Below are 22,175 nucleotides of genomic sequence, written 5' to 3'. Positions count from 1 at the left end.
TTCAATGAAGCAATATCTAAATCAACTAATAAGAGTAGGGATGCTCGCTTGCGCGTGCCTCTTGTTTATTTACAATGCACAAGGGCAGAAAATTAAGAATACGCTTGTCGGAAATGGTTGGGCAAAGAACACGGTCAACACAACCGTATTTCGTAAAAATTCATTAACCAGCAATGGTAAATACCAATATATCGCTTATTATGACGAAGCTGGATATGTAGTTCTAGGTCAGCGGTTACTTTCTGGCAAGGTCTGGAAGTTGCGACGTTCGGGTTATACTGGGCATGTGAAGGATGCCCATAATGTGATCAGTATTATGGTGGATAAGGCAGGATATCTCCACGTTTGCTGGGATCAGCATGACAGCAAGTTGAGATATGCACGTACCCTTCACCCCAATAGTCTTGTGCTAGGTTATGAGCAAGCCATGCTGGGACAAAATGAATCAAAGGTAACCTATCCTGAATTCTTAAAGTTGCCCAGTGATGAGTTGCTGTTTTTATATCGTGATGGCGGATCCGGTCATGGTAATCTTGTGGTAAATAGGTACGACAGTAAACAACAGAAATGGGAGCGGATGCATAGCAATCTGATTGATGGCGAGGGACAGAGAAATGCCTATTGGCAAAGTTATGTGGATCGTCGGGGAACGATACATCTTTCTTGGGTGTGGCGGGAAAGTACCAATGTGGAAAGCAATCATGATATGGCTTATGCATGTTCAAACGATGGCGGATTAACCTGGCAAAAGAGTAATGGAATGGGGTACGATTTGCCTATAAAAGAATCTACTGCTGAATATGCAGCCCGTATCCCACAACAGCACGAACTGATTAATCAAACCTCTATCGCTGCGGATGAAAAAGGGAATCCTTTTATCGCCAGTTACTGGCGTGACGCAGGATCAGAGATCCCACAATACAAGGTCATCTATTTACAAGAGGGTGAATGGAAGATCCGGTCTTTTGATTTTAGAAAAACCCCCTTTACGCTGAGTGGTGGTGGAACAAAGGATATTCCAATCGCCAGGCCCCAGCTATTGGTTCGCGGAAAAGATCATAAAACAATGTTGACGCTGGTCTTTCGGGATCAAGAGCGCGGTTACCGACCTTCGATATTGAGGTTGAATGGGATGCAGCAAGAGGCTAATAATATTATTGATCTTTGTGATCAGTCTGTAGGAGCCTGGGAACCTACATATGATACCCAGTTGTGGCAAAAGAAACGTAAAATTGCTTTATTTGTGCAGCCTACAGTGCAAAAGGATGCTGAGGGACTCGCTGATGCTCCCGCGACAGCCATACGGGTAGTAGAATGGCGTGATTGAGGAAGAGATTGCTGTGTTTTTTTATATTAGAGAATACTATTAATACTCTAGCGCTAAAATATTAAAAAATCATAAAAAGTAAACTGCACGTTATGAAACTTTCAACCGTATTTGTTTTGTTATTTCTAATCTTTACACATGTGTTTGGACAAAAAAGTAAAACAGTCCTATATGTAATCGGAAATATTCACGATAGTGTTCCAAATTATAATGCTCAAATTTTAGTTGGAATTCTTAACCATATTAAGCCTGATATTATTCTTCATGAAGTAGACCGCGAAGGGATGAAGGAATATGAAACTGCTCAGTATAACCCCGAGGGAAATGAAATAAAAGCAAGCAATCTTTATTTGATGAAGAATCCACAAACCCTGAGATTTCCATTTGATTTTGAAGGAAGAAACAAATACCGTAAAGAAAAAGGCATGGTACCTACTGATAACCTAACCGTTAAATTGATCGACAGTTTGTACCGTGCTCAAAAATTGACCGGCGGACAAGCCAATATTTACCAAGAATTTCAACGTATCACAGGAGATTTAATAAAAATTGCCACGTTATCTCCCGAAAATTTCAATAATCATACTACGGATAGTATTGCTGAAAAAAGACAATATTATCAATATCAAGAATTACTGAAAATTACAGATGCAAGGTCTGAGTTTTCAGAAAGGTTTGTCACAAAACCCGATGGAGACAAGATCAGTTATAAAGATGGATTCAGATTAATGTCAGACTTCTGGGATTTAAGAAATCAAACAATGGCATCTAACATCTATGAGATAGCTCGAATATATCCAGGCAAAAAGATTGTCGTCTTAACGGGTTTTCTACATCGCTATTATTTGATAAGAGAGCTAAATAAGCTCAATAAAAACGATTTTGTACGCAAGGAATTTTATCAATAACAATCATAACTACGCGAAAGTATAGTGGATACAATTCTTACTCCACTTTTAAGCTGTCGACCGGATTAGCTTTTGCAGCGGCTATTGCTCTGGTACATAGGGTTAGAATAGCAATTACCAGTGCAATAATCCCTGCGAGAGCAAGTATCCACCAGCTGACCGAAATGCGATAAGCGAACTCTTGCAGCCACTGATTCATCAATAACCATCCGTGCGGCAGTGCAATCAACAGTGCTATACCGACCAGTTTAACCATATCAGAGCATAGTAGATTAACGAGGTTGCTTAATGTTGCGCCTAATGTTTTACGTATTCCAATTTCCTTTATCCGCAATTGAATAGCGAATGTGATTACACCGAATAGCCCTAAACAGGCAATAACGATAGACAACAAGGCAAAAATTAGCAGAATTTGGCCTTGCTTTATTGTATCGATGCTCGTAGCTTTTATCTATCTCTTATGGCTTCAGTTCATCTTTTTGCCAGCATTTAATATAGTGTACGCATGTGAACGATATTGTTATAAACTGTTCGCATTCGTACAGCTATTTTTTTTTGAAAAGATACGAAATGTGCTTTAACAGGTCATGGGGGACGTTATTGAACGCACAGGGACAGCTGGTATAGTATTTGGCACGGAGTTAATAAAATGGATCTTATGTTCTTAATGTATTTTGACGTTCACCTTTTGATCTCAGTCATTCACCGAGTTTTGTGGGGAACTAGTCTAAAATCTGTCGGTTAGAGCTCTAGTGAACCGTAGTTTTGAATTAAGAAATAAGAACAGAAAAACTTACACGATAAAATAAAGATATTATGAAAACGCTAGTAAAAACAATCGCAGCAGCAGCCTTAATCGCAATTTCAACATGTGCAATGGCAGCTGAGGGCCCAGGATCAAAAACAGCAAAAACAACTGTTAACTTGTCAACCGCAGACTTTGCTTTAGAGCACTATGTTGCTGTCATGGCTGAAGGAGAATCGGCTGGTGTAGAACAATTGTTTGCTGAAGATTTTAATCAAAAGGTTCAAACAGCAAACTTGAAGTCAAATAGCCGTAGTGAAGTGGTAAAATCATTGAAAAAACAAAAAGGTGAGAAACTAAACTGTAGGGTAAGTACGGAGATACTTGAAACATCAGCCGATTATATGGTGGCCAGAATGACCTTGAAATTTGAAGATTTCACCAAGACCGATCTAGTAACCTTTGTCCGTGAAGGAAATGACTGGAAAGTGTCCAAATCGATCAATTCGTATAAATAGTAGCTCATAATTTGAGGCCCGCTCAGTCATAGCAAAAGCCGACGTCTAGTGAATCACATGTTTATAAATTTAGTTTAGAAGCCACATCCTGCGATGTGGCTTTTTGTATGATCACAGATTTTTATGATTGTAAATTTGTTCTTTTAAGTTTTAACTCTAAATTTAATCGTAAATTCAAAGAACAATAATATCTTTATTTAAAGGAATGAAGAAAACTAGAAGTTGGCCATTCTTACTTATCTTGTTTTTAATCGCTACAGCAATTATTTATTCAAGGTTGATTACGCATTCGATGGTATTAGGGAAATATGACTTCAAGTATCACGAATGCTTTGCAGGTGCAGAGCTTCCGGATAGAGATGATGAGCTAACCTTGTTGGATAACAATAAATATCGAAGTTCTTTTTTTGGCAATGGAGAATACCATGTAGCATACGGCGTATTTGATACGCGATTGGTTTTGCGTTATTCTGGAGGTACTGCTTCGTGTGAATTAGTCATAAAAAAACGGGGAAATAGTATTGTCATTGTTGTAGATGATACCTGCGATTTTTTTTATGAAAAGGCAGATTAAATCAAGGTGATGTTTTTTTTGGCTGAATTGAAATTACCACTTAGTTTTTATAATCCACAGGTAATTCATACCCTCTTTGGTTCCTTAAAAGACTTAGCGGTGGTAGCCCAATTTCTTTTCTTCGTACATCTACCTCATCAATGTTCTCAATCGGTGTAACAATTCTTTTGTTTTGTTTACCCATTTCCCAGTATGATCCATAAATCTGTTTTTGACGGATTATGGCCCGGTGTCTATCGATAACTAAAGCCATGTTGAAAGGTGGATACTTGAGGTCTATAACCGCTTTTTTCATCAATGGTGTCAAAATTTCAATATTTTTGGCATCCTCAATCCCATTGTTTAAAGTATGTAACAATAATATAAAGATAGCGTTTACGCCATCCATGCCAACAGTTTCAAGATTCGGAAACTCTGTTCTCGCTATAATCTCCTTTATCACGGCCATATTAGCCGTGTCACTAGCGAAAATAAGAGAATCAGCTTTTTTGTATTCAATAACTCCCAATAAGGAACGCAATGCCTGATCCTTTTCCAACATATTAAGTAAAGTTGTGCGGTCCTCCAAATGAGCTATTTTGCTTAGATGTTTTTGACGAAGTAAATCGTAGGTTTTTCTCCAATTGGTATGATGTTTTAAAAAACTATTTACATTACTGTCAACCTCTAACATCCCTAAAGAAGCACCGTTTAAAATAGATTGCTTCACTTGCGTCCTAAACGTTTAAAAAATGGCGGTGTTTTGATATAGCGAGATCGCTATATTTAAATCACAAAATTATAACACACCGCCATGATAAATTTAAATGTTTTTAGTCAGATTTTATCTCTTATCGACCGCGAATTATTCAAAGATTTGGTTTCAAAGCACAAAAGTGACAAACATCAGAAAGGGATCAACAGCTGGACGCATCTAGTCAGTATGCTTTTCTGTCATTTTTCCTCGGCAGATTCGGTCCGTGATATTAGTAACGGTCTACGCAGTACCACTGGTAATCTGAACCACTTAGGTGTAGTAAGAGCTCCAAGTAAGTCTAATATATCCTATATCAACACACACCGTACCCATGAACTTTTCAAAGATCTTTATTTCTCTGTTTTGGAAAGGCTTTGGCAAAAGGATACGCATTTTCGCAAAGATCTTGTTCAGCTAAAGCGTAAAGTATATCTGATGGATGCAAGCATCATCCCCTTATGTCTATCTGTATTTGACTGGGCAAAGTTTCGCAGCACCAAAGGTGCCGTAAAGCTGCACACTGTCTTGGATTATGATGGCTGCCTACCTGTTTTTATGCAGATTACCGATGGAAAAGTACATGAGAGCCAGCGAGCCGGTAGTTACAGTTTTTCCAAGGGAAGCGTGGTGGTAGTGGACCGTGGCTACGTGGATTACAGCTGGCTTGGGGATTTGGACAGCAGGGGGTGTTACTTCGTTACCAGGAGTAAAGTTAATATGAAGTACAAGGTTATCAAGTCCTATCAGAGTGAAGCACTCATGGAAAAGGGGATCCTTAAGGATGAGCTCATTGAGCTATCCGGTGCTGCCTGCAATAAATACAACGGCAAGCCGCTACGCCTAGTCCACTTTTGGGACAGCACCACTGGCAATGAGTACCACTTTTTGACCAATAATACGAAGTGGAAGGCTTCTTTGGTGGCAAACATCTATAAACAACGCTGGCATATCGAAGTCTTCTTCAAGCATCTAAAGCAGCGCTTAAAAGTATCGACATTCATAGGGACTTCTGAAAATGCAGTGATGATCCAGATCTGGACTTCACTCATTGGCATATTACTGTTAAAATACTTACAAAAAAAGGCCAAATATGACTGGAACCTGTCCAATCTGGTCGCATTCATCAGAATGAATATCTTCGTGAAAATAAACATCTGGCAATGGATAGATGATCCCTTTTTCAGGCCGCCTATAAAAGGAAAAAAGGGACAGCTAAAGATCTTCGCAGATTGAAAAATAGGGGTCAATATCGAAATGATGAAAAAAGCTATGCTTGTACCACAGAAATCGAATCCTAAAATTTATTTAGGACAGATGTGAGATTGCTTTAAATATTTTTCCGCTGTTTTACTGTCTTTTACTTTTAGTGCTAATTTTACCAATTCTATATCAATAAACGGATCTATATCACTAATCTTGACCATTTTTCGATATAACAAATAAGCTTCAGGTGTCTTCTTTTCAAAAATTAAACTATCTGCGGTATTCTTTAAATAAAAATAAGAACTGCTTTTTTGAGCTTTCACGTGGCAGGAAATGAAAATTAGGAAGAGAATAAGAAATGGTTTAAACATATGTTTATATTTATATACCTAAATATAATATATTGTCATTAATAATAAGAATATGTTTTTTATTTATCCTATTGGAAAAATAAGCACCTATTGAAATGGCCCTATTAAACACTCGCTTTTTTACTGATTTTTTTCCCTGCCTCAGATCTTTATTCCGATCAAAGAACTATTTTTTAGAAGTAGAAAAAATGTACGTCTAGGCCAAGATGCGGGCAGTATTGGCCGTTGAGGTCGCCCATGCGATTATCTCTTGAATTTATAGAAAGTGGCTTCATTATTGTAATCAACTCGGTTGCCGAGGACGCATTGGGAATAGCTTATGTTATTCTAAATCGTAAAAATCAAACAACGGTAAGGTAAAAATTACCTAATGCTTCTGTTTTCAGGCTGATAATTTACTGAATGTGGCTAGAATTCTTTAGTTTTGGCTATTTGTTTAGATAAATATTGCACTACAGCCTCCTTGGCGTAAGAACGTTTGGAAAAACTCAGAAATACGGACGAACAATGATATTGAAAGAAAGAATGAGCTACAACTATCTTAAATACCTTTTTACAGGAACGCTTTCGGCTTTACTGCTTACAGGTTATGCGCAGGAAGTGGGGAAACAACAGAAAGAAAAGAAAGAGAAACAACAGCAACAGCAACATAGTGTGCAAGGTGGCGGCGGAGAGGTTCAAACCATGGATTCCATTGATGTCGTACGCGATTACCGGCCCATGCTGGCTGATGCCGTTAAGGTGCGCCGCAGCCCGGATATGACGCTTATCAACCGCGATGCTATTGAAACCGAATTGCGCCAGATTGCCACTGCCACCTATTTAGCACAGCAAAAATATAAACAGGCCTATTACCACGAATTGATGCAACGGCATCCAGACGCTTCGCAAAGTAATATCGATAATTATCGCATCAGCTATCTGGCTTACGGAGCCGGCGAATACAAAAGAGCGAGCGGTATGTTGGAGGCCATAAAACCTTCGGATGCCTTTTATCAAGGGGCCATCATGACCTTAGGCCATATCGCTCTGGAGACTGGCGATAAGCAAGCTGCACGAAATGCTTTTGTCAAAGCGACAAAACTGGATTTAGACCAGCAAGTGAAAGCCGATGCGCTATTTAACTATGCTAAAATCTTGTTTGCAATGGACTCCACCCAAGCGGCACAAAAAGTCCTCGAGAAATATATCGAGCAGGAAGCGCAACCTGTCGATCCGGGTTCAAAAAGAAAGGAAAGTGCCGAAACACTATCCGCTGAAATCCTACGTGGGACGACCAACTTCCATGCCGGTGTTAGTATGCTGGAATCGCTAAAAGAGCGCGGTCGGGAAGTCAATGCGATCTATCAAAAGGTCACCTACTACCGCGGACTGGAGTTTTATAACGAGCGTGCTTTCGAAAATAGCATATCCATGTTTATGCGATCTGAAAAGTTTCCGGTCAATGCTGAAATGGCCGCTCTTGCGACCTATTGGAAAGCAGAGGCCATGTATGAAGTGCGCAAATTTGGTGAAGCCGTAGAAAACTTCTCCCAATTTCTAAGCCTGCCCGTCGCTCGGAATAGCGACCTGTATAATTATGCAAATTATGGGCTGGCCTATGCGGCCTACCGAAACAACCGTTTTGAGTTGGCAGCCAATTATTTTGAACGCTTTCTGACTGCTGGAGGAAATGCGGTGGATCAAAATATACGCTATGATGTCATTGCACGTCTGGGCGATTCGTATCTGTGTCTGCGCGATTACGGCCGGGCCAACAAATACTACGATCAGCTGATCAACAGCAAAGCGCCCAATCAGGATTATGCCTTCTTCCAGCGTGGTGTTTTATTTGGTCTGCAAGGCGACAATGAAACCAAGCTCAGTACGCTGCGGTCGGTGTTGAAACAATTTCCATCTTCGAACTATGCAGATGATGCGGCCTTTGAAATTCCCTATACTTATTTCACGATGGGTGATTATAGCCGTGCGATCGAAGGGTTACAGGCAATGGTCGAAAAGTACCCTCGCAGTAGTTATATTCCCCGCGCCTTAATGACCATAGGACTCGTGCAGTACAACAATGATGAGCCCGAAGCGGCGAAAGCGACTTTCCAGAAGGTGGTGGAGAAATACACCCGAACTGCCGAGGCGGAGCAGGCGATGCGTTTCATTGAAAACATCTTCCTCGATCAAGGGGATGCTTCAAGCTATATCCGTTATGCTGTCGGTACCAATGTCAGTAATCTGAGTCCCGCAGAGCTAGATAACATGGCTTTCCAGGCCGCGCAATCGCTATTCGCCAGGGGAGAATACGGAGCGGCTGTAGAAGCGATCAACGCCTATTTTGATAAATTTCCAAAACCCAGACAAGAAAAATTCGCCCGTTATATCCGTGGGGTGAGTTCGTACCGCACCGGGCATCCGCAGGAAGCATTACACGATCTAAATATCATATTGAACGACTGGACGAGCAAATATTCAGAGAATACCTTGCTGACGGTTGCTGCGCTATATCTGGATCTTAAAGAATACAATGAAGCCATTGTGCACCTCAAAAAATTGGAGCTCAACGAAGAATATAAAAAGAACTATGGCTATGCGGTAACGAACCTGATGGTGTGTTACTTCGAACTCGGCGATATGGAGCAAATGGCTAAGTATGTGAGTCTGGTCAAAAATTACAACGGGGCAACCGAGGAGGAAATAGCGAAAGCGCATTTGTACAGTGGAAAAGCTTTGTTGAAAGAAAAAAATGTAGCGTCTGCCATGAAAGAATTCAACCTGGCTGCGCTGAAGAGTCAATCGGCTATCGGCGCAGAAGCACGGTATCGCGTAGCGCTTTTGCAGTACGATAACAAGGAATATGATAAGGCGCTGGAAACAGCCTTTGATGTGATTAACAATAGGGAAGCGCAAGAATACTGGGTTGCCAAGAGCTTCCTGGTACTTGCTGATGCCTATGCGCGCAAAGGCAATGCTTTCCAGGCGAAGAGTACCTTGAAAAGTGTGATTGACAATTATGACAAAAATGATGATATCGTGCCTGCAGCGAAAGAACGCTTACAGAAACTGAAGTAACACGTTGTAGATTTGTCCGTAAGACAGATTTGAGGATGTTTGTCCATTTATACCGAATAGCAATGGCCTTGTAGCACTTGCCGTTTGGAAAAGCCCGATTGTTCTCGGGCTTTTTTATGTTTGTTATTCCTTCCTTCTCATTCCTTTTTTGCTTCTGTAAATACCGTGTGTGCATAATTGATATGGTCTCTATTTAACGCTTTATCCATTGTACGGATGCGGACAATACGTTTCTAAACTGTTCGCAAGCGCACATTTGCTTTTTAAAAGAAGATTAATAAAAGGCCATTTTAAGGCCCAGAAAGCATAAGTGTACGCTTTGGTCCAACTGGTATAATGTTTGGCATGTGGTTGTCGAAATGTGTCCTAAATTTCTTTGGCATGCTTCCGGATCGAAATCTCTTGTAGGTAAATGACAATTCACCGAGTTTCTTCGATCACTGGTCTAAAGACCATGGGGTAAATGCATATTAAACAGAAGTTTTGGACCCACAAGTAGAAACACGATAACTAACACAATAAAATAAAGATATCATGAAATCATTCGTAAGAAATTGCACTGCAATAGCTTTAATCGCCTTGTCCACATTCACCATGGCAGCTGAAAGATGGGGAGACAAATCAGAAAAGACAAACATTAACCTTTCCACGGCAGGCTTAGCACTGGATCACTATCTTGCAGTCACCACCAAGGGGGAATCGGTAGGCGTGGAGCAGTTGTTTACGGACGATTTCAACCAAAAGATACAGGCTAACAGCATATTGACCTATGGTCGTAGCGCTGTGATTAAATCGTTGAAAAATCAACACGGAGAAAAGCTAAATTGCAAAGTAAATATCAAGATCGTAGAAAAATCAGTAGATTATATGATTGCAAAAATTGCATTGAAATTTGACAGCTTTAGCATGACAGACCTCGTGACTTTGGTTTACGAGAATGGCGATTGGAAGGTGTCCAGGTCAATTCATTCCTACCAATAATGCTTATTCCCTATAAATATATATGTTGTGAAGCCACGTCGAGCGATGTGGTTTTTTCGGATTTATCCTTTTGTTTCGTTATTTAAAATTTCGATAAGGTAATCCAATATTTAATCGGGTTAAAAAGTATGCGCTCACTTGATTTTTATCTTTATTCTGAGCTGGAATAAAAAATGAATAATTGTTGATAAGATCAATCTTTAAAGATTGTAAAAAGGATTTTAATACCACATCTTCTATGCGAATAGATTGTTTCTCCGGAATTGAGTATTCCAAATAAGCGTCCAGTTGATTAACTTTTCCATCCTTATCGATTAAACTACTTTTTTCAATAATCCTATTTCCTTGGAAACAGGACTTCCAAGCGTTATTCTTTTAGGGAATACCTGGGATTTATCAGCATTCTTTGCTATAATTCTAATTGAGTCAATAGCAGTGTCGTGTTGACTCGGCTGACCGGAACAATTGACATGGATTGTTAACAGTGCAATGGCAAAAAACAGTAAAAAAAGTCTTCTTCTCCTATGGCTTAAATCTAAAGTTTTATCAAAGAGTTCCATTTCACATTTGGATTTGTCGTACATCTATTAACAAAAGCATACCTACTATATCCCATTTTATCATAATAATTCTTTCGCAGCTGTAGCGGTATTACATTATGAAGTCGGATTATTTTTTGATATCCTATCCGTTTCTGCTAGACACTTCATTTTCCTATTTGTTAATCCTAAACTAATGCTAAGGACATATTCATATTACGCATTGTTTTAATGATGCTATAGAACTTCGAAATAGTCGTTTGATTCAAAGGTTTGACTATTAATCAGAATTCTTATTTTTGTTTTTCCCCTTCGGTTGACTGTTGGCACCATAAATTCCATTTCTCCAGGTTTGACCGATATTGGGCTAACCTCAACTCCGCCGACCTCAATCCGATAATAATTTGTCTTGGCACCTCGTACCTTTAACTTAACAATATCTCCAGGAGCACCTTTGGTCGGATAGAAGCTGTCTATACTTAATCCGTTTACCTTTATGACTTTACGGTCCACCTCAAAAAAACTGCCGCCATACTTTGCATAGCCGATTTGAATGTTGTTATCTCCTTTTACAAGTGTAAATGAACATGGAAATTCGAGCTCACCATTTTTTGGTAGGCCATAATATATCTCAAATTCACCCAGTTTGATAACATACTCCTGGTTGGGTAGGAAATTTCCCTTTATCCGGATAGGGTCCTCATAATACCCTGTCCCTGGGTCTACAGCCGTAATACGAAGATTTTGAACGGTCAACTGGTCGTTGATTTTCAGATCGCCATATACATTGCTATTGATCGCTATCGGATATTTTCCTTCCGGAATATCGCCAACATGTACTGGAATATCTTTTTCAAAATTGGTCATGGCAAGCTCTCCCTGATACTTTCCTATCGCTAATTTATACGTGCTATTGACCAGATATTTAAAGAAATCAAGGCCTTCAAGTTCCGTATGCCCAAAAGGGTGCACTATTTTATACTTCAGCGTTGCTGTTTTTATATTGGGAACCTCGAGGTCCCATGTTTCTTTGAGATAAACCGTATCCTGCCCCCAGATGTAGCCTAATTTATAGGAATGTCCATTAAGTGGTATGTAGGGTGCGTAATAATTATCTTCATATCGTAGACTTTATCACCTAAGATAATTTTAAAGTCGTGAGATCTGTGGGGCGATAAGCCGATCGCATTCAGCTTAATTGGATCTGTATAATAATGGGTGCCTGGACTTGGTGGCAACAACCGCGCTGCAATTTTATAACTCAATAAATATTGCTGAAGACTCTGATAATCTATTTTTTTTGATAACACCACGCGAGCATCTTCCCCATGGTATACATTCTTCGTCGACATAGTAAACGTTAGCGATTCTTTTTCCTTATCTAAAGTAAAAGGAACGTCACTATTTTCTCCAGAATAGTTACTAATGATGGAGAGCTTAAATGAATCATCCACCTGCTTAAAACGGCCTTTAATCGTGATGACGTCGCCTGGACTCGCATATTGGAGTTTGGAATTATCTACCCAGATATCATTTACAGTAAAGAGAACGGGGTTTCCCTCGTATGTATTCTGGTCAGTCTTTACATAGAATATATAGCGATAGACTTCACCGATTTTAAACGTCGATTGTAGGTCATAACTGAGGATACCAACTTTTGCCTGTTTTCCCAAAGATATAGTACGGAAGGTTGTTTCTTCTCTCAATGCAATCTTAAAGCCGTAGTCCAGTATCTCTTCATCATTTAGATAATGGATTTCGCCATATAAAATCGCATGGTTGTTTCTAAGATCGCCAGCTTCTAAGGTCGCTATTGTTATCGGTGTTTTATCAATTATCTTTTCCTCTTTCTTACACGATGCAAGAACGAAAAACAAAAGCATTGTAAAAGTCAATTTGATAATTTGCTGCTTCATGATTTTTTGTTATTTGATTTCCAACAATGTTTTTGCTTCAACTTTTCCATATTTAGTACTCATCCAGACCTTATATTTGCCAGGTTTTATAGGGATATAGATTATCCGCTTATTTTCGGCATCTGAAATGAAAGCATTTACTTCTTGGTCTCCAAAGTAAAATTTAAAGTCGTCAGAAAGGCCCTTGCCCTGTAACGTGATAGCATATTCGCTGGTAACTGTGTGTGGGCTGAAATCAGTGATTATAGGCATTTCAATTTCAATGGTCTTCTCTTCAGGAGCATAGTATTTTTCGCTATTGTAGAATCCATAATAAAATGTCTTTATTTTATACTTGCCGGGAGTCAGTTGCGGTATTTTGAAATTAATAAGATCGTTTTTCATCTCATAACTATATAGTATGGGGCCACCCACAAATTCTAGGTTGTAGCCGACGGTATTGTAAAAGTTTCCTGTTAGGCGGGCAGTATCACCTGTAAAAAAAGTGTTTTGATTGATCGTATTCCAATGTAACTTCTTCACTTCGAGATGTTGCTTACTGGTCACTGTCGATAGGCCACTTGTCAACGTTATAGGGTATTTTCCTTCCGGTAGATTGTTAGGTACAGTGACATGGGCACTGTATCCGTTACTTCCGATAAAACCGGACGCTGCCGAACTGCCTATAAATAACTTGTTGATTTCATCACCGAAATATTTATAAAAATTAATTCCTTTGGTCTCTATCCTGCAGCCGGGATGCGTTTGCGTGGTTGCTAATTCGAAATCATCTGCTAGTGGTTGCTCTAACTGGATTTCTTTCGCTAGATAAACACTATCGCGACCATTGGTATATCCCAATCGGAAAGATCCGCTTTTTAGTTCTACTAATTGTTTGAACAGTAGGTAGTTTGCAAATGGTATGCGTTGGTCATTAATCAGAAGGTAAAGGTTATCCGCATTATATTGGGGCAATCCAATACCGTTGATCTGGATACCTTCATTATATGCAAAGCTGTATTTACTTGGTTCTGTGATTTTAGCAACAATCTTTGTTTCTATCAGTTGTTTGGAACTTACAAATTGACTGCCGTTGATTGGTTTCTGAAGTGTAATGCCCACTGAATTTCCATGATAGTATCCTCCTTTCGGCAGGGTTACCGCCAATGTTGTCTTGTTGTCTTTTAGTGTAAATGCCAACCGTTGCTGTGGATCACTATTGGCAATTAAATAGTAGTTATCCTTAAATTGCTTAAAGTTTCCTTTCAATATAATTGTCTCTCCAAGGTAAACTAAGATAGGTTTGGTATCTGTTACGCTAATATTGTCGACATTAAAACGAACAGCCGGGCTTTTGTAGAAACCTTTGGCAGTCTTGACATAAAATACATACTGATAAATTAAATCTAGGTCAAAAGGCTCTTTTACGTTTAAGGTAAAATCTACAGTTTTGCCTGCTGTCAGTTTTTGTTTACCAGCCGAGATTTCCTGTAATAAGCTACTCCCGGTTTTTGTAATTTCGGATAAGATAAAGCCTACATCTAAAATTTCTTCATCGTTTGTGTTTTCTATTTCACCATGCATGGTGATTTGCGAATCCTTTACTTCTGTGGGAGCATTGGCAATCACTTTCATGGGCGTGTGAACGACCACGACTTCTTCCGTTTTCTTACATGCCCACGTTGTTGTGACTATTGCCAGGGATATTAGCAACTGTTGGATTAAACTTTTCATCATAATTACATTATTGGACTTCGAAGTAGTCCGGTGATAATAGCACAGTGTTACGCCAGGTTGAGGCGGAGATTCTCACTTTACCTTTTGTGAGAAAAACAGGAATGGCAATCGTAACTTCATCCACGCTTTTTACAAGTGGATACACCTGTGTATCGCCAACCCGGATCATATGTGCCAAACCAATTCCTTTTCCCTTGAGCTGCACAATAGAGCCCGGTAATCCCATTTTGGGGGATAAGCTATCGAAGGTCATACCTAAACTTTTAAATGGTAATGCCTTCTCATGCGTGTACAAATGCCATCCGGTTTCGGACAGTTCATTGTATACAATATGTAGCGATTCAGTCTCCTCAAAGAAGGTCTGTACCTGGAAAGTTAATTTACCGTCTTCGGCGCATACAACTGGCAATTTAAAGAAATCGTCTCCATAAATCGTGTATTCAAACCCTTTGATAAAATTTCCGGTGAGTGTTAGGTAGTCGCCAACATAGGCCTCCTTTTTATCAATGGCAGTCCAGTCAAATTTCTTGATCTGTATCGTTTTTGTGCTTTCAATATTAAAAAATCCATTGTCCAGATGCAATTTATATTGGCCTTCTGGGATATTCTTGAGCGGTATTGAAATGGCTCCTGATGGATAATCTCCATTAACCTCCATCTCATTAACCTGATATTTTCCAACATAATATTTTGTTTGGTACATATCAAAGAATGAATAGAATGAAAAGCCATTGACGATAGCGTGGGTATTCGGGTGGGCTACAGGATTGACAAAAAATATGTCAGCAGCATTGGGCGCCTGGATGCTGTAATCTGTTGCAAATAGCACGGAGTCCCGGCCATTTTTGTAGCCTATTTTAAAGCTTTTCCCTACTAGACCTTTCAGATCTTTAATGGCAATTTCATGCGTATAAGGGATTGTGATGTTGCCAATAATAATCTGGAATGATTTGTCATTTCCTCCCGATCCGGGTAAGCAGGCTCCATAAAAATGTATCAGATCTGTAAAACTGTAGGATTCTATGGCTGGAGGAATCAGCTTGCCCAATAAGCTGATTTGGACTAGCTGTCTGTTGAAACTCCCTACTGTTGAATTTTTCTGTAGCTCTATTCTTAGTTTTTTTCCATGCTGAGAGCCTTCTACATCTGGGATTTTAAATGTTAGACTTGAACCATCTGCAGCGATTTGATAGGCTATTTGCTGGCTTCTGTCCAGCATGCCATATAATTTATAGCTGTCGTCCAACATCGAAAATCGACCCTTGAGGCTCACTTGTTCGCCGGGCATACCTAAGATTTCCGAAGGCGATTCTACCTGCATGCCATCCAGTTGAAATGAATTTGATGTGCCTTTATAAAAGCCATTTGACCTATCCTTTTGCTAAATAATTTAGTTTTCTTATCTTTAGGTGATTAAATTTAGGTATGGTAGGCAATAAAGAAAAAGAGTTGAGTTTGTTCGATTTTCAGTCGCAATTTAGCAGTGATGCTGATTGTTTAGCTTATTTATCGGCTTTGAAATGGCAAGATGGTTACAAATGTAAGAAATGTGGTTACGGGAGTTTTTGCAAGGGAATAAAAGAGCATGACCGTCAGTGCAATCGCTGCCGTTATTTGGAATCTCCTACAGCAGGCACCCTATTCCATAAGGTTAAGTTTCCTTTAGTTAAAGCCTTTTACGCAGTATACTTCATAAGTACAAACAAAAAGGGTATTGCCAGTACCGAGCTTGGCAGGAAGTTAGGGATCAAGCAAAAAGTAGCATGGTTATTCAAACGCAAAGAGATGAAAGCGATGGAGAGCAGCGGTAAATTTCCTTTGCGTGGAGTTGTGGAAGTTGACGAAACATTTGTTGGCGGTCAGGATGAAAATTCCAAAGGACGTAAAAAAGGAAAGAAGAAGCTTGTGGTGGTTGCTATAGAAAAGAAAGGCAACGGAGTTTCGCGCTTTTACGCCAAGGTGATAGACAAAGCCGATGCGATCAACTTAGGTAGCTTCATGAAGCAAAACATAGAGCCACAGGCTAAGGTGACCACCGACAAATGGACAGGTTATAAGCCGATATTGAAAGATTTCGAAAATATGGAGCGTGTCAAATCTGGTAAGAAAGGTGAGAACTTCCCAGAACTACACAGGGTTATCATGACCTTTAAAAGCTGGTTGAGAGGAATGTACCATCACGTTGGAGATCTACAGGAATATATTAATGAATATACCTATCGATTCAACAGAAGTTTTATGAAAGGGAATATTTTTGACAACCTAGTATATCGGATGATCTGCCATAAACCAGAACAATATAATATGATTATTGCTTAAAGGAATAGGTCAAAAAGCCATTTTTGGTCTTGACATAGAACGCATAGGTATAGATCGTATTCATGTCAAAATTGTCTTCAGGTTTATAGGTGAAAACAACATCTTTTTCGGATAACTTTTTACCCAATACAATTTCGGATTCGGGCTTTGCATATCCTGTATTTCCATTTGTACTCAAAACAAAACCGTATTCTATAATATTAGGGAGCATGGTTACATCGCCTACGGCCCCATGGAGGACAATCGACGATTGGGTCATTTTTTCAAAGCTTCCCGTGATGGCGCTTACCGTGATGTTGGTCGGAGCCTCCGTCTTATTTTCCTTCTTGCAGGAGATGAATAGGCAAAATAATATCAAAATTGATATTATTAATTTTGTTACCCCCACTGTATACATTTTCATAAATTTTTCGATTATAATAATTCAAATGTCTCCTTGCATTCGATCCAATCACTTTGGTATTGTGCACTGATGCGTACTTTTCCTTTGAAGAAAATATTCCTTGGTATAAAAACCTGCGGTTCGTCTACTGTACCACCTACGGAGATTAACCTAACGTCACCCATGTAAATTGCGCAGTAGCCCAGTCCTTTACCTTTTAATGTGATGACGTCGCCAGGCTTACCCGATTTTGGATAAAAATCGTCAAAGATAGGAGCGAGTACTTCAATCTGATGGTCGGTAGGGACAGTATGCTGCTTGCCATGGTCGTCATTGTATAACACGGTGATCTTTACTTTACCAGGCTTAATATTCGGGATTTCGAGTACGGCGCTACCATTGGCGACCTGCAAATTTTGGTCCCCCTGATCCCCTAGTCTTGCAATATACTCGTCACCGCGGATGAAATTACCCAGTATTTTTACTGAAGTACCATAATAGCCCTTTGATGAACCCGCATCAGTTACTTTTAACGATTGAACAACAATTTTTTCTTTACTTTCAAATTTGGCAAAAGGGCCTTCCATAATAAATGGATAACTTCCATCCGGGATATCTCCGATAGTTATTTTATAATCGCCGTTCCAGGTCCAACTATACCGGGCACTTTTACCGCCTACGCTCATTACAGGCATGAAGCTATATTTATACGGGATAATACCCGTTACGGAAATCGACCTTCCCGGATGAACATGAGACTGACGGATGGACAAATCTGTCGGTTTTGGAATGTTAAGGGTAATTTTCTTATCGAAGATGACTGTATCCCGGCCATTATAATACCCTATGCGGTAGGCTGTTTTGGGTTGATCATAAATCATATCGCTTAGCAATAGTTCCTGAGAGTAGGGGAAAAGCTTGTCGCCGATAATAACGTAAAATGATGAAGGACGATCTGGAGGAAGTCCAGTTCCCGATAGGCGCAGGTAATCGTCATAATTATAGTTATATGACGTGGGAGGAGCTAGTGTACCCAATATCCTGACAGATGCAAGACCGATACTGCTACTAAAGTTTGTTTCGGGTTGGATAGGAGTTAGAGAGAAGCTGAGATCTACACCATGACGGTAACCAGCTGGTACAGCGAACGTAATTTTCCTCTTGGTGGCGTCGATGTTATAAGCAACCTCTTTAGGGTTGTTGAAGTCGTAGCTAAGTTTATAGCTTTCCTTGTTGAAATCCTTAAAATCACCATTTACTGTAATTGTTTCGCCCGCAGTTGCACTTAAGCCCATTTAATAATCTACAAGGAAATTTGCTAGCTGAAACCGGACAGTTTCTCCGAAATAGGTGTTTTTATCGGTTTCTATGTAAAATCGATACGTTCCCACACCAGTTTCTAGGACTTCAGCTGGCGTTTCAATCTTAGTTTGTACTTTCCCAATTTGAACAGCATCACCTAAGGCATATTTTTTTTCAGTTGACGAAGCTCCGAAACCTGATTTTAGTAAAAATCCGTGGTCTTTTATTTTTTCACTATTGAGATACAATACACGTCCTGCAAAAACGATGGTCTTTTTGTTTGCCGCATCAACTCCGATGGTTTCCAATTTTAAGGGATTATCTACTATAGGAGTGGTTTGTTCAGTCTTTTTACAGCTAAAGCAAATCATTAAAGCTAGAAAATACAGACTGAGTGTTTTCCATTGCAATTGGTTGAACCCGCTAACAAGAGTACTTTTCATTTCTTTTTACTTGGCTAATAAGTAGCCAAAGATATAATTATTTTTCTTTCTTTTATGGCTATATTTTCTTTCATAAATGTTTTTTAGCGTAGCTAAACAATGAAATCCTGTGTAAATATTTATTTTGTTAATTGTTTAATTGATGATTTTTTTCTTCAATAAATTTCTCAGATAACAAAACATCGGATTACATTCAAATTGTGCTATTAAAAGTCTTCAAACGATATCTGTTGTTTGAATTATTGATTGTTGCCGATTAACATATTCCGAAAGAAAGTTGAGTGATGAAAGAATGAACGTTATTTTTATAGGATAGTTGGGTAAGAAAAAGCGAGGCCTAAGCCCCGCTATGTTTTAGCAATTATAATTCGAATGAAATATAATTTGCAGACTATATTCCTAATTCACCATGGGCAAGCATATGTCTGTAAATTGTTCTGCAGTTGTCGATGAATCCTGAACAGGAATTTTCGACATAGGTTTGCGAAGTGAAAGTGTCAATCACTTGGCCACTACTATTGTAGACAGTTAGCGTATAAACACACTTTGTTAAAAACTTTGCATTGTTTTCCTTTGTTAATTCGGCAACTTCAACTTTGTTTGTGTTTTCAGTTGCTGCGGAAGTACTTGTTTTTACTTCTGCATTTTCTTTTGGTGCTTTTGTCTCCGTGCCTGCAAAAGCCGCTGTCGATAGCGCAGCTACGGCTATCAGACTCATCAATAACTTTTTCATTGTTTTAAGTTTTTTTGTTAAACCATATATGCCTTTTGAGCATGTTGTAATTATCTATTAATAAAAATAAGGACATGGAAATTGACTGACGTAAACGATTGGTATTCGCGAGGGTTGATCTATTATTCGCGCTGACTTATTCGATATTAGTTTATCCGGTAAAATCGAGAGCTAGTTGGTCAAGTAACTTCAATAGCCTTACTTCATGTAATAATAGCGATCCAATCTACTTGGACAGCTCTGTTTTTTTATAAGGCGACTGAGCTCGTAATTATGGATATTAATGTTAATTTTATATGAAATTAACATCTGTTAGGTTAATTTGCATCAATTAAATATACCGAATTCATGATAGCTGGACTGAACCATATTTCCATATCAATGGATGATTTTCTCTTATTACAAGCTGGAGATCAGTCTATTTTTGGTATTGTGTTTAATTATTACCAGCCAATTATCTATTTTAAAGTGAGGCAGCTCTGTAAAAGTGATAGTGATGCGGAGGAAGTTACACAGGAAGTTTTTATTGAATTTTATTTAAAGAGGATGCAGCTTTCCGGTCCGGAAGCCATTTTCCCCTTTCTATTTGCTATTTCAAAAAGAATGGCCATATCCAATTTCCGTAAATCGCTGGTCCGGTCTAACTATCTGCAGTCGCTTCAGCACACTTGGTCTGAAAATTCCTTTTCGCTGCAGGATGAACTGGAAGGCAAAGAACTGCAGGTCATCCTGGAATCCATTATTGAACAATTGCCGCCACAGCAGCAGGCAATTTACCGACGGAACAAGTTTGAGGATCAATCTTATCAGGAAATTGCCGATGAGGAAGGCCTCTCCAAAAATACGGTACGCAATCATCTTAGTCTAGCCTCGAAGTTTGTCCGGTTCAAGCTGGATAAAATCCTGTCCATCTTTTTTTTCTAAGCAACTCGGGTTGCCACCTCTTTTTCTGTAGTTGTAATTAGCCATCTCAGGGGGGCAAAAAAAGTAGGTTACCTAAAATCCGAAAAAAAAATATTTTTCTATTGGTACTTTTTTCGAGTTCGCGCGATTATGTAGTTGAAATCGATCCAAAGGAATGAACCAAATTGAACAATACTGCCAATTAATACGTAAATATCTTGCTGATCAAGCCAGTAAAGAAGAACAGGAACTTCTTCAGGAATTAATGGATGATCCCGTATTTCTTCAGGCTTGGGAGAAAGTCTGGCGGGAGAATTCGTATCCCGCACATCCTGCAGCATACCCTGATCCACATCGGATGTTGGAAAATATACTGGCTGATCCCCGAATTGCAACAGCGGCATCTGCTCACCAAAAGACTACAGACGGACATTTTAATTTCAGGAGGAGTTGGTGGCAGGTCGCGGCAGTCTTTCTGGCGTTCTGCGGTGCAGTGCTATGGGGCTACTACAACTTTTATACCGTGGATACGCCACCGAAGGAGCAGCTGTCTAATGTGTCGATCGTACCGGGCTCTGATAAAGCCATGATCATTCTTGAAGATGGAAAACAGATCGACCTCAGTTTGCTCCATGCGGATACAGTCCTTGACCAAGGCGAATATTTGATCACCAAAGATAATAAAGGTCAAATCAGTTATAAGCTCAAAGACATGTTGTCACCAACAAATAACATCGTCTACAATACGGTCGTAACCCCTAGAGGTGGAGAGTATACATTAAAGATGGCCGACGGAAGTCTTGTGCAGCTCAATGCAGGCAGTAAGATCAAATATCCTGTAAAATTTGATGCGAAGTTGCGGTCGGTGCAGCTCGAAGGTGAAGCCTATTTTGAAGTGGCTAAAATGGACAATAAAGGCAAACGGGTACCTTTTATCGTGCAAAGTGGAGCACAGAGGCTCGAGGTCCTTGGAACACATTTTAACATCAAGAGCTTTGGTGATCACATCGTTACCACCTTGGTGGAAGGTAAAGTCAAGCTCTCTTTTGCCGATGCTGCCTTGAAAGAACAACTCCTTGCGCCCAATGATCAGGTCGTTTTCGATAAAAGCCGTACCAGTGTGAAAAAGGAGCAAGTAGATCCCTTCTATAGTCTCGCCTGGAAAAATGGAAATTTCGCTTTTGATAATGCATCCATTCAAACGGTCATGGACGAGGTTGCACGCTGGTATGATGTCGAGATCAGTTACGGAGACAAGCTGCAGGGACAGCACTTCTCGGGGACTATCTCCCGCTATGAAAATATCGATAAACTGTTGAAAACAATTGCTTTCGCCGGTGGCGTACATTTCGAACGTAAAGGAAGGAGGATATATGTGCTAAACTAACGCTGATGAGAAGATAGCATATATAACAATCAGGAGCGCGCCAACGCCCCTGAAAGTTTTGTCTTTTTCTCGACATGGATGAATAGTAAAACCGTTAAATTTTATCTCAACC

At 39.6% G+C, this 22,175-nt stretch carries 22 protein-coding genes; 10 read left to right on the top strand and 12 right to left on the bottom strand.

What is annotated here, in order from left to right:
* Window positions 1-4 precede the first annotated feature (4 nt).
* The gene (locus AACH28_RS09990) at window positions 5-1,327 is read left to right on the top strand and encodes a BNR repeat-containing protein (RefSeq protein ID WP_341832851.1); all 1,323 of its coding nucleotides are present in this window, start codon (window positions 5-7) and stop codon (window positions 1,325-1,327) included.
* 92 nt (window positions 1,328-1,419) lie between these two features.
* A complete protein-coding gene (locus AACH28_RS09985; RefSeq protein WP_312745520.1) occupies window positions 1,420-2,235 on the top strand; it encodes a hypothetical protein in 816 nt (271 codons plus the stop codon).
* A 37-nt stretch (window positions 2,236-2,272) separates the two neighbouring features.
* On the opposite strand, the gene AACH28_RS09980 is transcribed toward AACH28_RS09985, so the two are convergent.
* Window positions 2,273-2,626 carry an FtsX-like permease family protein gene (locus AACH28_RS09980; RefSeq protein WP_341832850.1) on the bottom strand — a complete coding sequence of 118 codons (354 nt, stop codon included), beginning with the start codon at window positions 2,624-2,626 and terminating at the stop codon, window positions 2,273-2,275.
* A gap of 425 nt (window positions 2,627-3,051) precedes the next feature.
* On the opposite strand from AACH28_RS09980, the gene AACH28_RS09975 reads away from it, so the two are divergent.
* Both AACH28_RS09975 and AACH28_RS09970 read left to right on the top strand, forming a co-directional pair.
* Window positions 3,052-3,498: a nuclear transport factor 2 family protein gene (locus AACH28_RS09975; RefSeq protein WP_286752552.1), complete on the top strand. Its 447-nt coding sequence runs from the start codon at window positions 3,052-3,054 to the stop codon at window positions 3,496-3,498.
* A 205-nt stretch (window positions 3,499-3,703) separates the two neighbouring features.
* Complete coding sequence (locus AACH28_RS09970; RefSeq protein WP_146752988.1) at window positions 3,704-4,072, top strand: hypothetical protein; 369 nt, start codon at window positions 3,704-3,706, stop codon at window positions 4,070-4,072.
* A gap of 40 nt (window positions 4,073-4,112) precedes the next feature.
* Here AACH28_RS09970 and AACH28_RS09965 read toward each other — a convergent pair whose 3' ends face one another.
* Window positions 4,113-4,781, bottom strand: a complete 669-nt coding sequence (locus AACH28_RS09965; protein ID WP_341832849.1) for a DUF6624 domain-containing protein — start codon at window positions 4,779-4,781, stop codon at window positions 4,113-4,115.
* Window positions 4,782-4,865: 84 nt separating this feature from the next.
* On the opposite strand from AACH28_RS09965, the gene AACH28_RS09960 reads away from it, so the two are divergent.
* A complete protein-coding gene (locus AACH28_RS09960) occupies window positions 4,866-6,041 on the top strand; it encodes an IS4 family transposase (RefSeq protein WP_341832057.1) in 1,176 nt (391 codons plus the stop codon).
* Between the two features lie 68 nt (window positions 6,042-6,109).
* Here AACH28_RS09960 and AACH28_RS09955 read toward each other — a convergent pair whose 3' ends face one another.
* Window positions 6,110-6,334 carry a hypothetical protein gene (locus tag AACH28_RS09955; protein WP_341832848.1) on the bottom strand — a complete coding sequence of 75 codons (225 nt, stop codon included), beginning with the start codon at window positions 6,332-6,334 and terminating at the stop codon, window positions 6,110-6,112.
* Window positions 6,335-6,889: 555 nt separating this feature from the next.
* Between AACH28_RS09955 and AACH28_RS09950 the strand changes: the two genes are divergently transcribed.
* Together AACH28_RS09950 and AACH28_RS09945 are read left to right on the top strand one after the other, a co-directional pair.
* Window positions 6,890-9,442, top strand: coding sequence for a tetratricopeptide repeat protein (locus AACH28_RS09950; RefSeq protein WP_341832847.1), 2,553 nt, complete (start codon window positions 6,890-6,892; stop codon window positions 9,440-9,442).
* A gap of 534 nt (window positions 9,443-9,976) precedes the next feature.
* Window positions 9,977-10,423 carry a hypothetical protein gene (locus AACH28_RS09945; protein ID WP_341832846.1) on the top strand — a complete coding sequence of 149 codons (447 nt, stop codon included), beginning with the start codon at window positions 9,977-9,979 and terminating at the stop codon, window positions 10,421-10,423.
* Between the two features lie 314 nt (window positions 10,424-10,737).
* On the opposite strand, the gene AACH28_RS09940 is transcribed toward AACH28_RS09945, so the two are convergent.
* The 5 genes from AACH28_RS09940 to AACH28_RS09920 all read right to left on the bottom strand — a co-directional run bounded on the left by AACH28_RS09940 (window position 10,738) and on the right by AACH28_RS09920 (window position 15,915).
* Complete coding sequence (locus AACH28_RS09940) at window positions 10,738-11,007, bottom strand: hypothetical protein (RefSeq protein WP_341832845.1); 270 nt, start codon at window positions 11,005-11,007, stop codon at window positions 10,738-10,740.
* Window positions 11,008-11,199: 192 nt separating this feature from the next.
* A complete protein-coding gene (locus AACH28_RS09935) occupies window positions 11,200-11,934 on the bottom strand; it encodes an IPT/TIG domain-containing protein (protein WP_341832844.1) in 735 nt (244 codons plus the stop codon).
* A 92-nt stretch (window positions 11,935-12,026) separates the two neighbouring features.
* On the bottom strand, window positions 12,027-12,878 hold the full coding sequence (locus tag AACH28_RS09930) for a hypothetical protein (protein WP_341832843.1): 852 nt from the start codon (window positions 12,876-12,878) through the stop codon (window positions 12,027-12,029).
* A 9-nt stretch (window positions 12,879-12,887) separates the two neighbouring features.
* Window positions 12,888-14,594, bottom strand: coding sequence for an IPT/TIG domain-containing protein (locus AACH28_RS09925; RefSeq protein ID WP_341832842.1), 1,707 nt, complete (start codon window positions 14,592-14,594; stop codon window positions 12,888-12,890).
* 7 nt (window positions 14,595-14,601) lie between these two features.
* Window positions 14,602-15,915 carry a hypothetical protein gene (locus AACH28_RS09920; RefSeq protein WP_341832841.1) on the bottom strand — a complete coding sequence of 438 codons (1,314 nt, stop codon included), beginning with the start codon at window positions 15,913-15,915 and terminating at the stop codon, window positions 14,602-14,604.
* 104 nt (window positions 15,916-16,019) lie between these two features.
* On the opposite strand from AACH28_RS09920, the gene AACH28_RS09915 reads away from it, so the two are divergent.
* Window positions 16,020-16,913 carry an IS1595 family transposase gene (locus tag AACH28_RS09915; RefSeq protein ID WP_341831316.1) on the top strand — a complete coding sequence of 298 codons (894 nt, stop codon included), beginning with the start codon at window positions 16,020-16,022 and terminating at the stop codon, window positions 16,911-16,913.
* Here AACH28_RS09915 and AACH28_RS09910 read toward each other — a convergent pair.
* From AACH28_RS09910 to AACH28_RS09895, 4 genes are all read right to left on the bottom strand, one after another.
* Window positions 16,903-17,271, bottom strand: a complete 369-nt coding sequence (locus AACH28_RS09910) for a hypothetical protein (RefSeq protein WP_341832840.1) — start codon at window positions 17,269-17,271, stop codon at window positions 16,903-16,905. The genes AACH28_RS09915 and AACH28_RS09910 overlap by 11 nt on opposite strands.
* A 56-nt stretch (window positions 17,272-17,327) precedes the next feature.
* Window positions 17,328-18,590 (bottom strand): hypothetical protein, encoded by a 1,263-nt coding sequence (locus AACH28_RS09905; protein WP_341832839.1) that lies wholly within the window; start codon window positions 18,588-18,590, stop codon window positions 17,328-17,330.
* Window positions 18,591-19,040 (bottom strand): hypothetical protein, encoded by a 450-nt coding sequence (locus tag AACH28_RS09900; protein ID WP_341832838.1) that lies wholly within the window; start codon window positions 19,038-19,040, stop codon window positions 18,591-18,593. It abuts the gene before it with no gap.
* 391 nt (window positions 19,041-19,431) lie between these two features.
* Window positions 19,432-19,773 (bottom strand): hypothetical protein, encoded by a 342-nt coding sequence (locus AACH28_RS09895; RefSeq protein ID WP_341832837.1) that lies wholly within the window; start codon window positions 19,771-19,773, stop codon window positions 19,432-19,434.
* A 348-nt stretch (window positions 19,774-20,121) separates the two neighbouring features.
* On the opposite strand from AACH28_RS09895, the gene AACH28_RS09890 reads away from it, so the two are divergent.
* Window positions 20,122-20,697, top strand: coding sequence for a sigma-70 family RNA polymerase sigma factor (locus AACH28_RS09890; protein WP_341832836.1), 576 nt, complete (start codon window positions 20,122-20,124; stop codon window positions 20,695-20,697).
* A gap of 154 nt (window positions 20,698-20,851) precedes the next feature.
* Complete coding sequence (locus AACH28_RS09885; RefSeq protein ID WP_341832835.1) at window positions 20,852-22,063, top strand: FecR domain-containing protein; 1,212 nt, start codon at window positions 20,852-20,854, stop codon at window positions 22,061-22,063.
* The last annotated feature ends 112 nt before the right edge of the window (window positions 22,064-22,175 follow it).

Origin of the sequence: Sphingobacterium thalpophilum (assembly GCF_038396785.1) — a bacterium.
Classification (GTDB): domain Bacteria; phylum Bacteroidota; class Bacteroidia; order Sphingobacteriales; family Sphingobacteriaceae; genus Sphingobacterium; species Sphingobacterium thalpophilum_A.
Note: the sequence above shows the minus strand (reverse complement) of the source record. Positions and strands in the feature narration are given on the sequence as shown.

Excerpts from the sequence above, each read along its gene's own strand:
- AACH28_RS09940 (WP_341832845.1), bottom strand. The coding sequence starts at position 11,007 with ATGTACGACAAATCCAAATGTGAAATGGAACTCTTTGATAAAACTTTA.
- AACH28_RS09950 (WP_341832847.1), top strand. The coding sequence starts at position 6,890 with ATGATATTGAAAGAAAGAATGAGCTACAACTATCTTAAATACCTTTTT.
- AACH28_RS09970 (WP_146752988.1), top strand. The coding sequence starts at position 3,704 with ATGAAGAAAACTAGAAGTTGGCCATTCTTACTTATCTTGTTTTTAATC.
- AACH28_RS09890 (WP_341832836.1), top strand. The coding sequence starts at position 20,122 with ATGATAGCTGGACTGAACCATATTTCCATATCAATGGATGATTTTCTC.
- AACH28_RS09945 (WP_341832846.1), top strand. The coding sequence starts at position 9,977 with ATGAAATCATTCGTAAGAAATTGCACTGCAATAGCTTTAATCGCCTTG.
- AACH28_RS09925 (WP_341832842.1), bottom strand. The coding sequence starts at position 14,594 with ATGATGAAAAGTTTAATCCAACAGTTGCTAATATCCCTGGCAATAGTC.
- AACH28_RS09930 (WP_341832843.1), bottom strand. The coding sequence starts at position 12,878 with ATGAAGCAGCAAATTATCAAATTGACTTTTACAATGCTTTTGTTTTTC.
- AACH28_RS09985 (WP_312745520.1), top strand. The coding sequence starts at position 1,420 with ATGAAACTTTCAACCGTATTTGTTTTGTTATTTCTAATCTTTACACAT.
- AACH28_RS09895 (WP_341832837.1), bottom strand. The coding sequence starts at position 19,773 with ATGAAAAAGTTATTGATGAGTCTGATAGCCGTAGCTGCGCTATCGACA.
- AACH28_RS09975 (WP_286752552.1), top strand. The coding sequence starts at position 3,052 with ATGAAAACGCTAGTAAAAACAATCGCAGCAGCAGCCTTAATCGCAATT.
- AACH28_RS09990 (WP_341832851.1), top strand. The coding sequence starts at position 5 with ATGAAGCAATATCTAAATCAACTAATAAGAGTAGGGATGCTCGCTTGC.
- AACH28_RS09905 (WP_341832839.1), bottom strand. The coding sequence starts at position 18,590 with ATGGGCTTAAGTGCAACTGCGGGCGAAACAATTACAGTAAATGGTGAT.
- AACH28_RS09900 (WP_341832838.1), bottom strand. The coding sequence starts at position 19,040 with ATGAAAAGTACTCTTGTTAGCGGGTTCAACCAATTGCAATGGAAAACA.
- AACH28_RS09885 (WP_341832835.1), top strand. The coding sequence starts at position 20,852 with ATGAACCAAATTGAACAATACTGCCAATTAATACGTAAATATCTTGCT.
- AACH28_RS09915 (WP_341831316.1), top strand. The coding sequence starts at position 16,020 with ATGGTAGGCAATAAAGAAAAAGAGTTGAGTTTGTTCGATTTTCAGTCG.
- AACH28_RS09960 (WP_341832057.1), top strand. The coding sequence starts at position 4,866 with ATGATAAATTTAAATGTTTTTAGTCAGATTTTATCTCTTATCGACCGC.
- AACH28_RS09920 (WP_341832841.1), bottom strand. The coding sequence starts at position 15,915 with ATGCAGGTAGAATCGCCTTCGGAAATCTTAGGTATGCCCGGCGAACAA.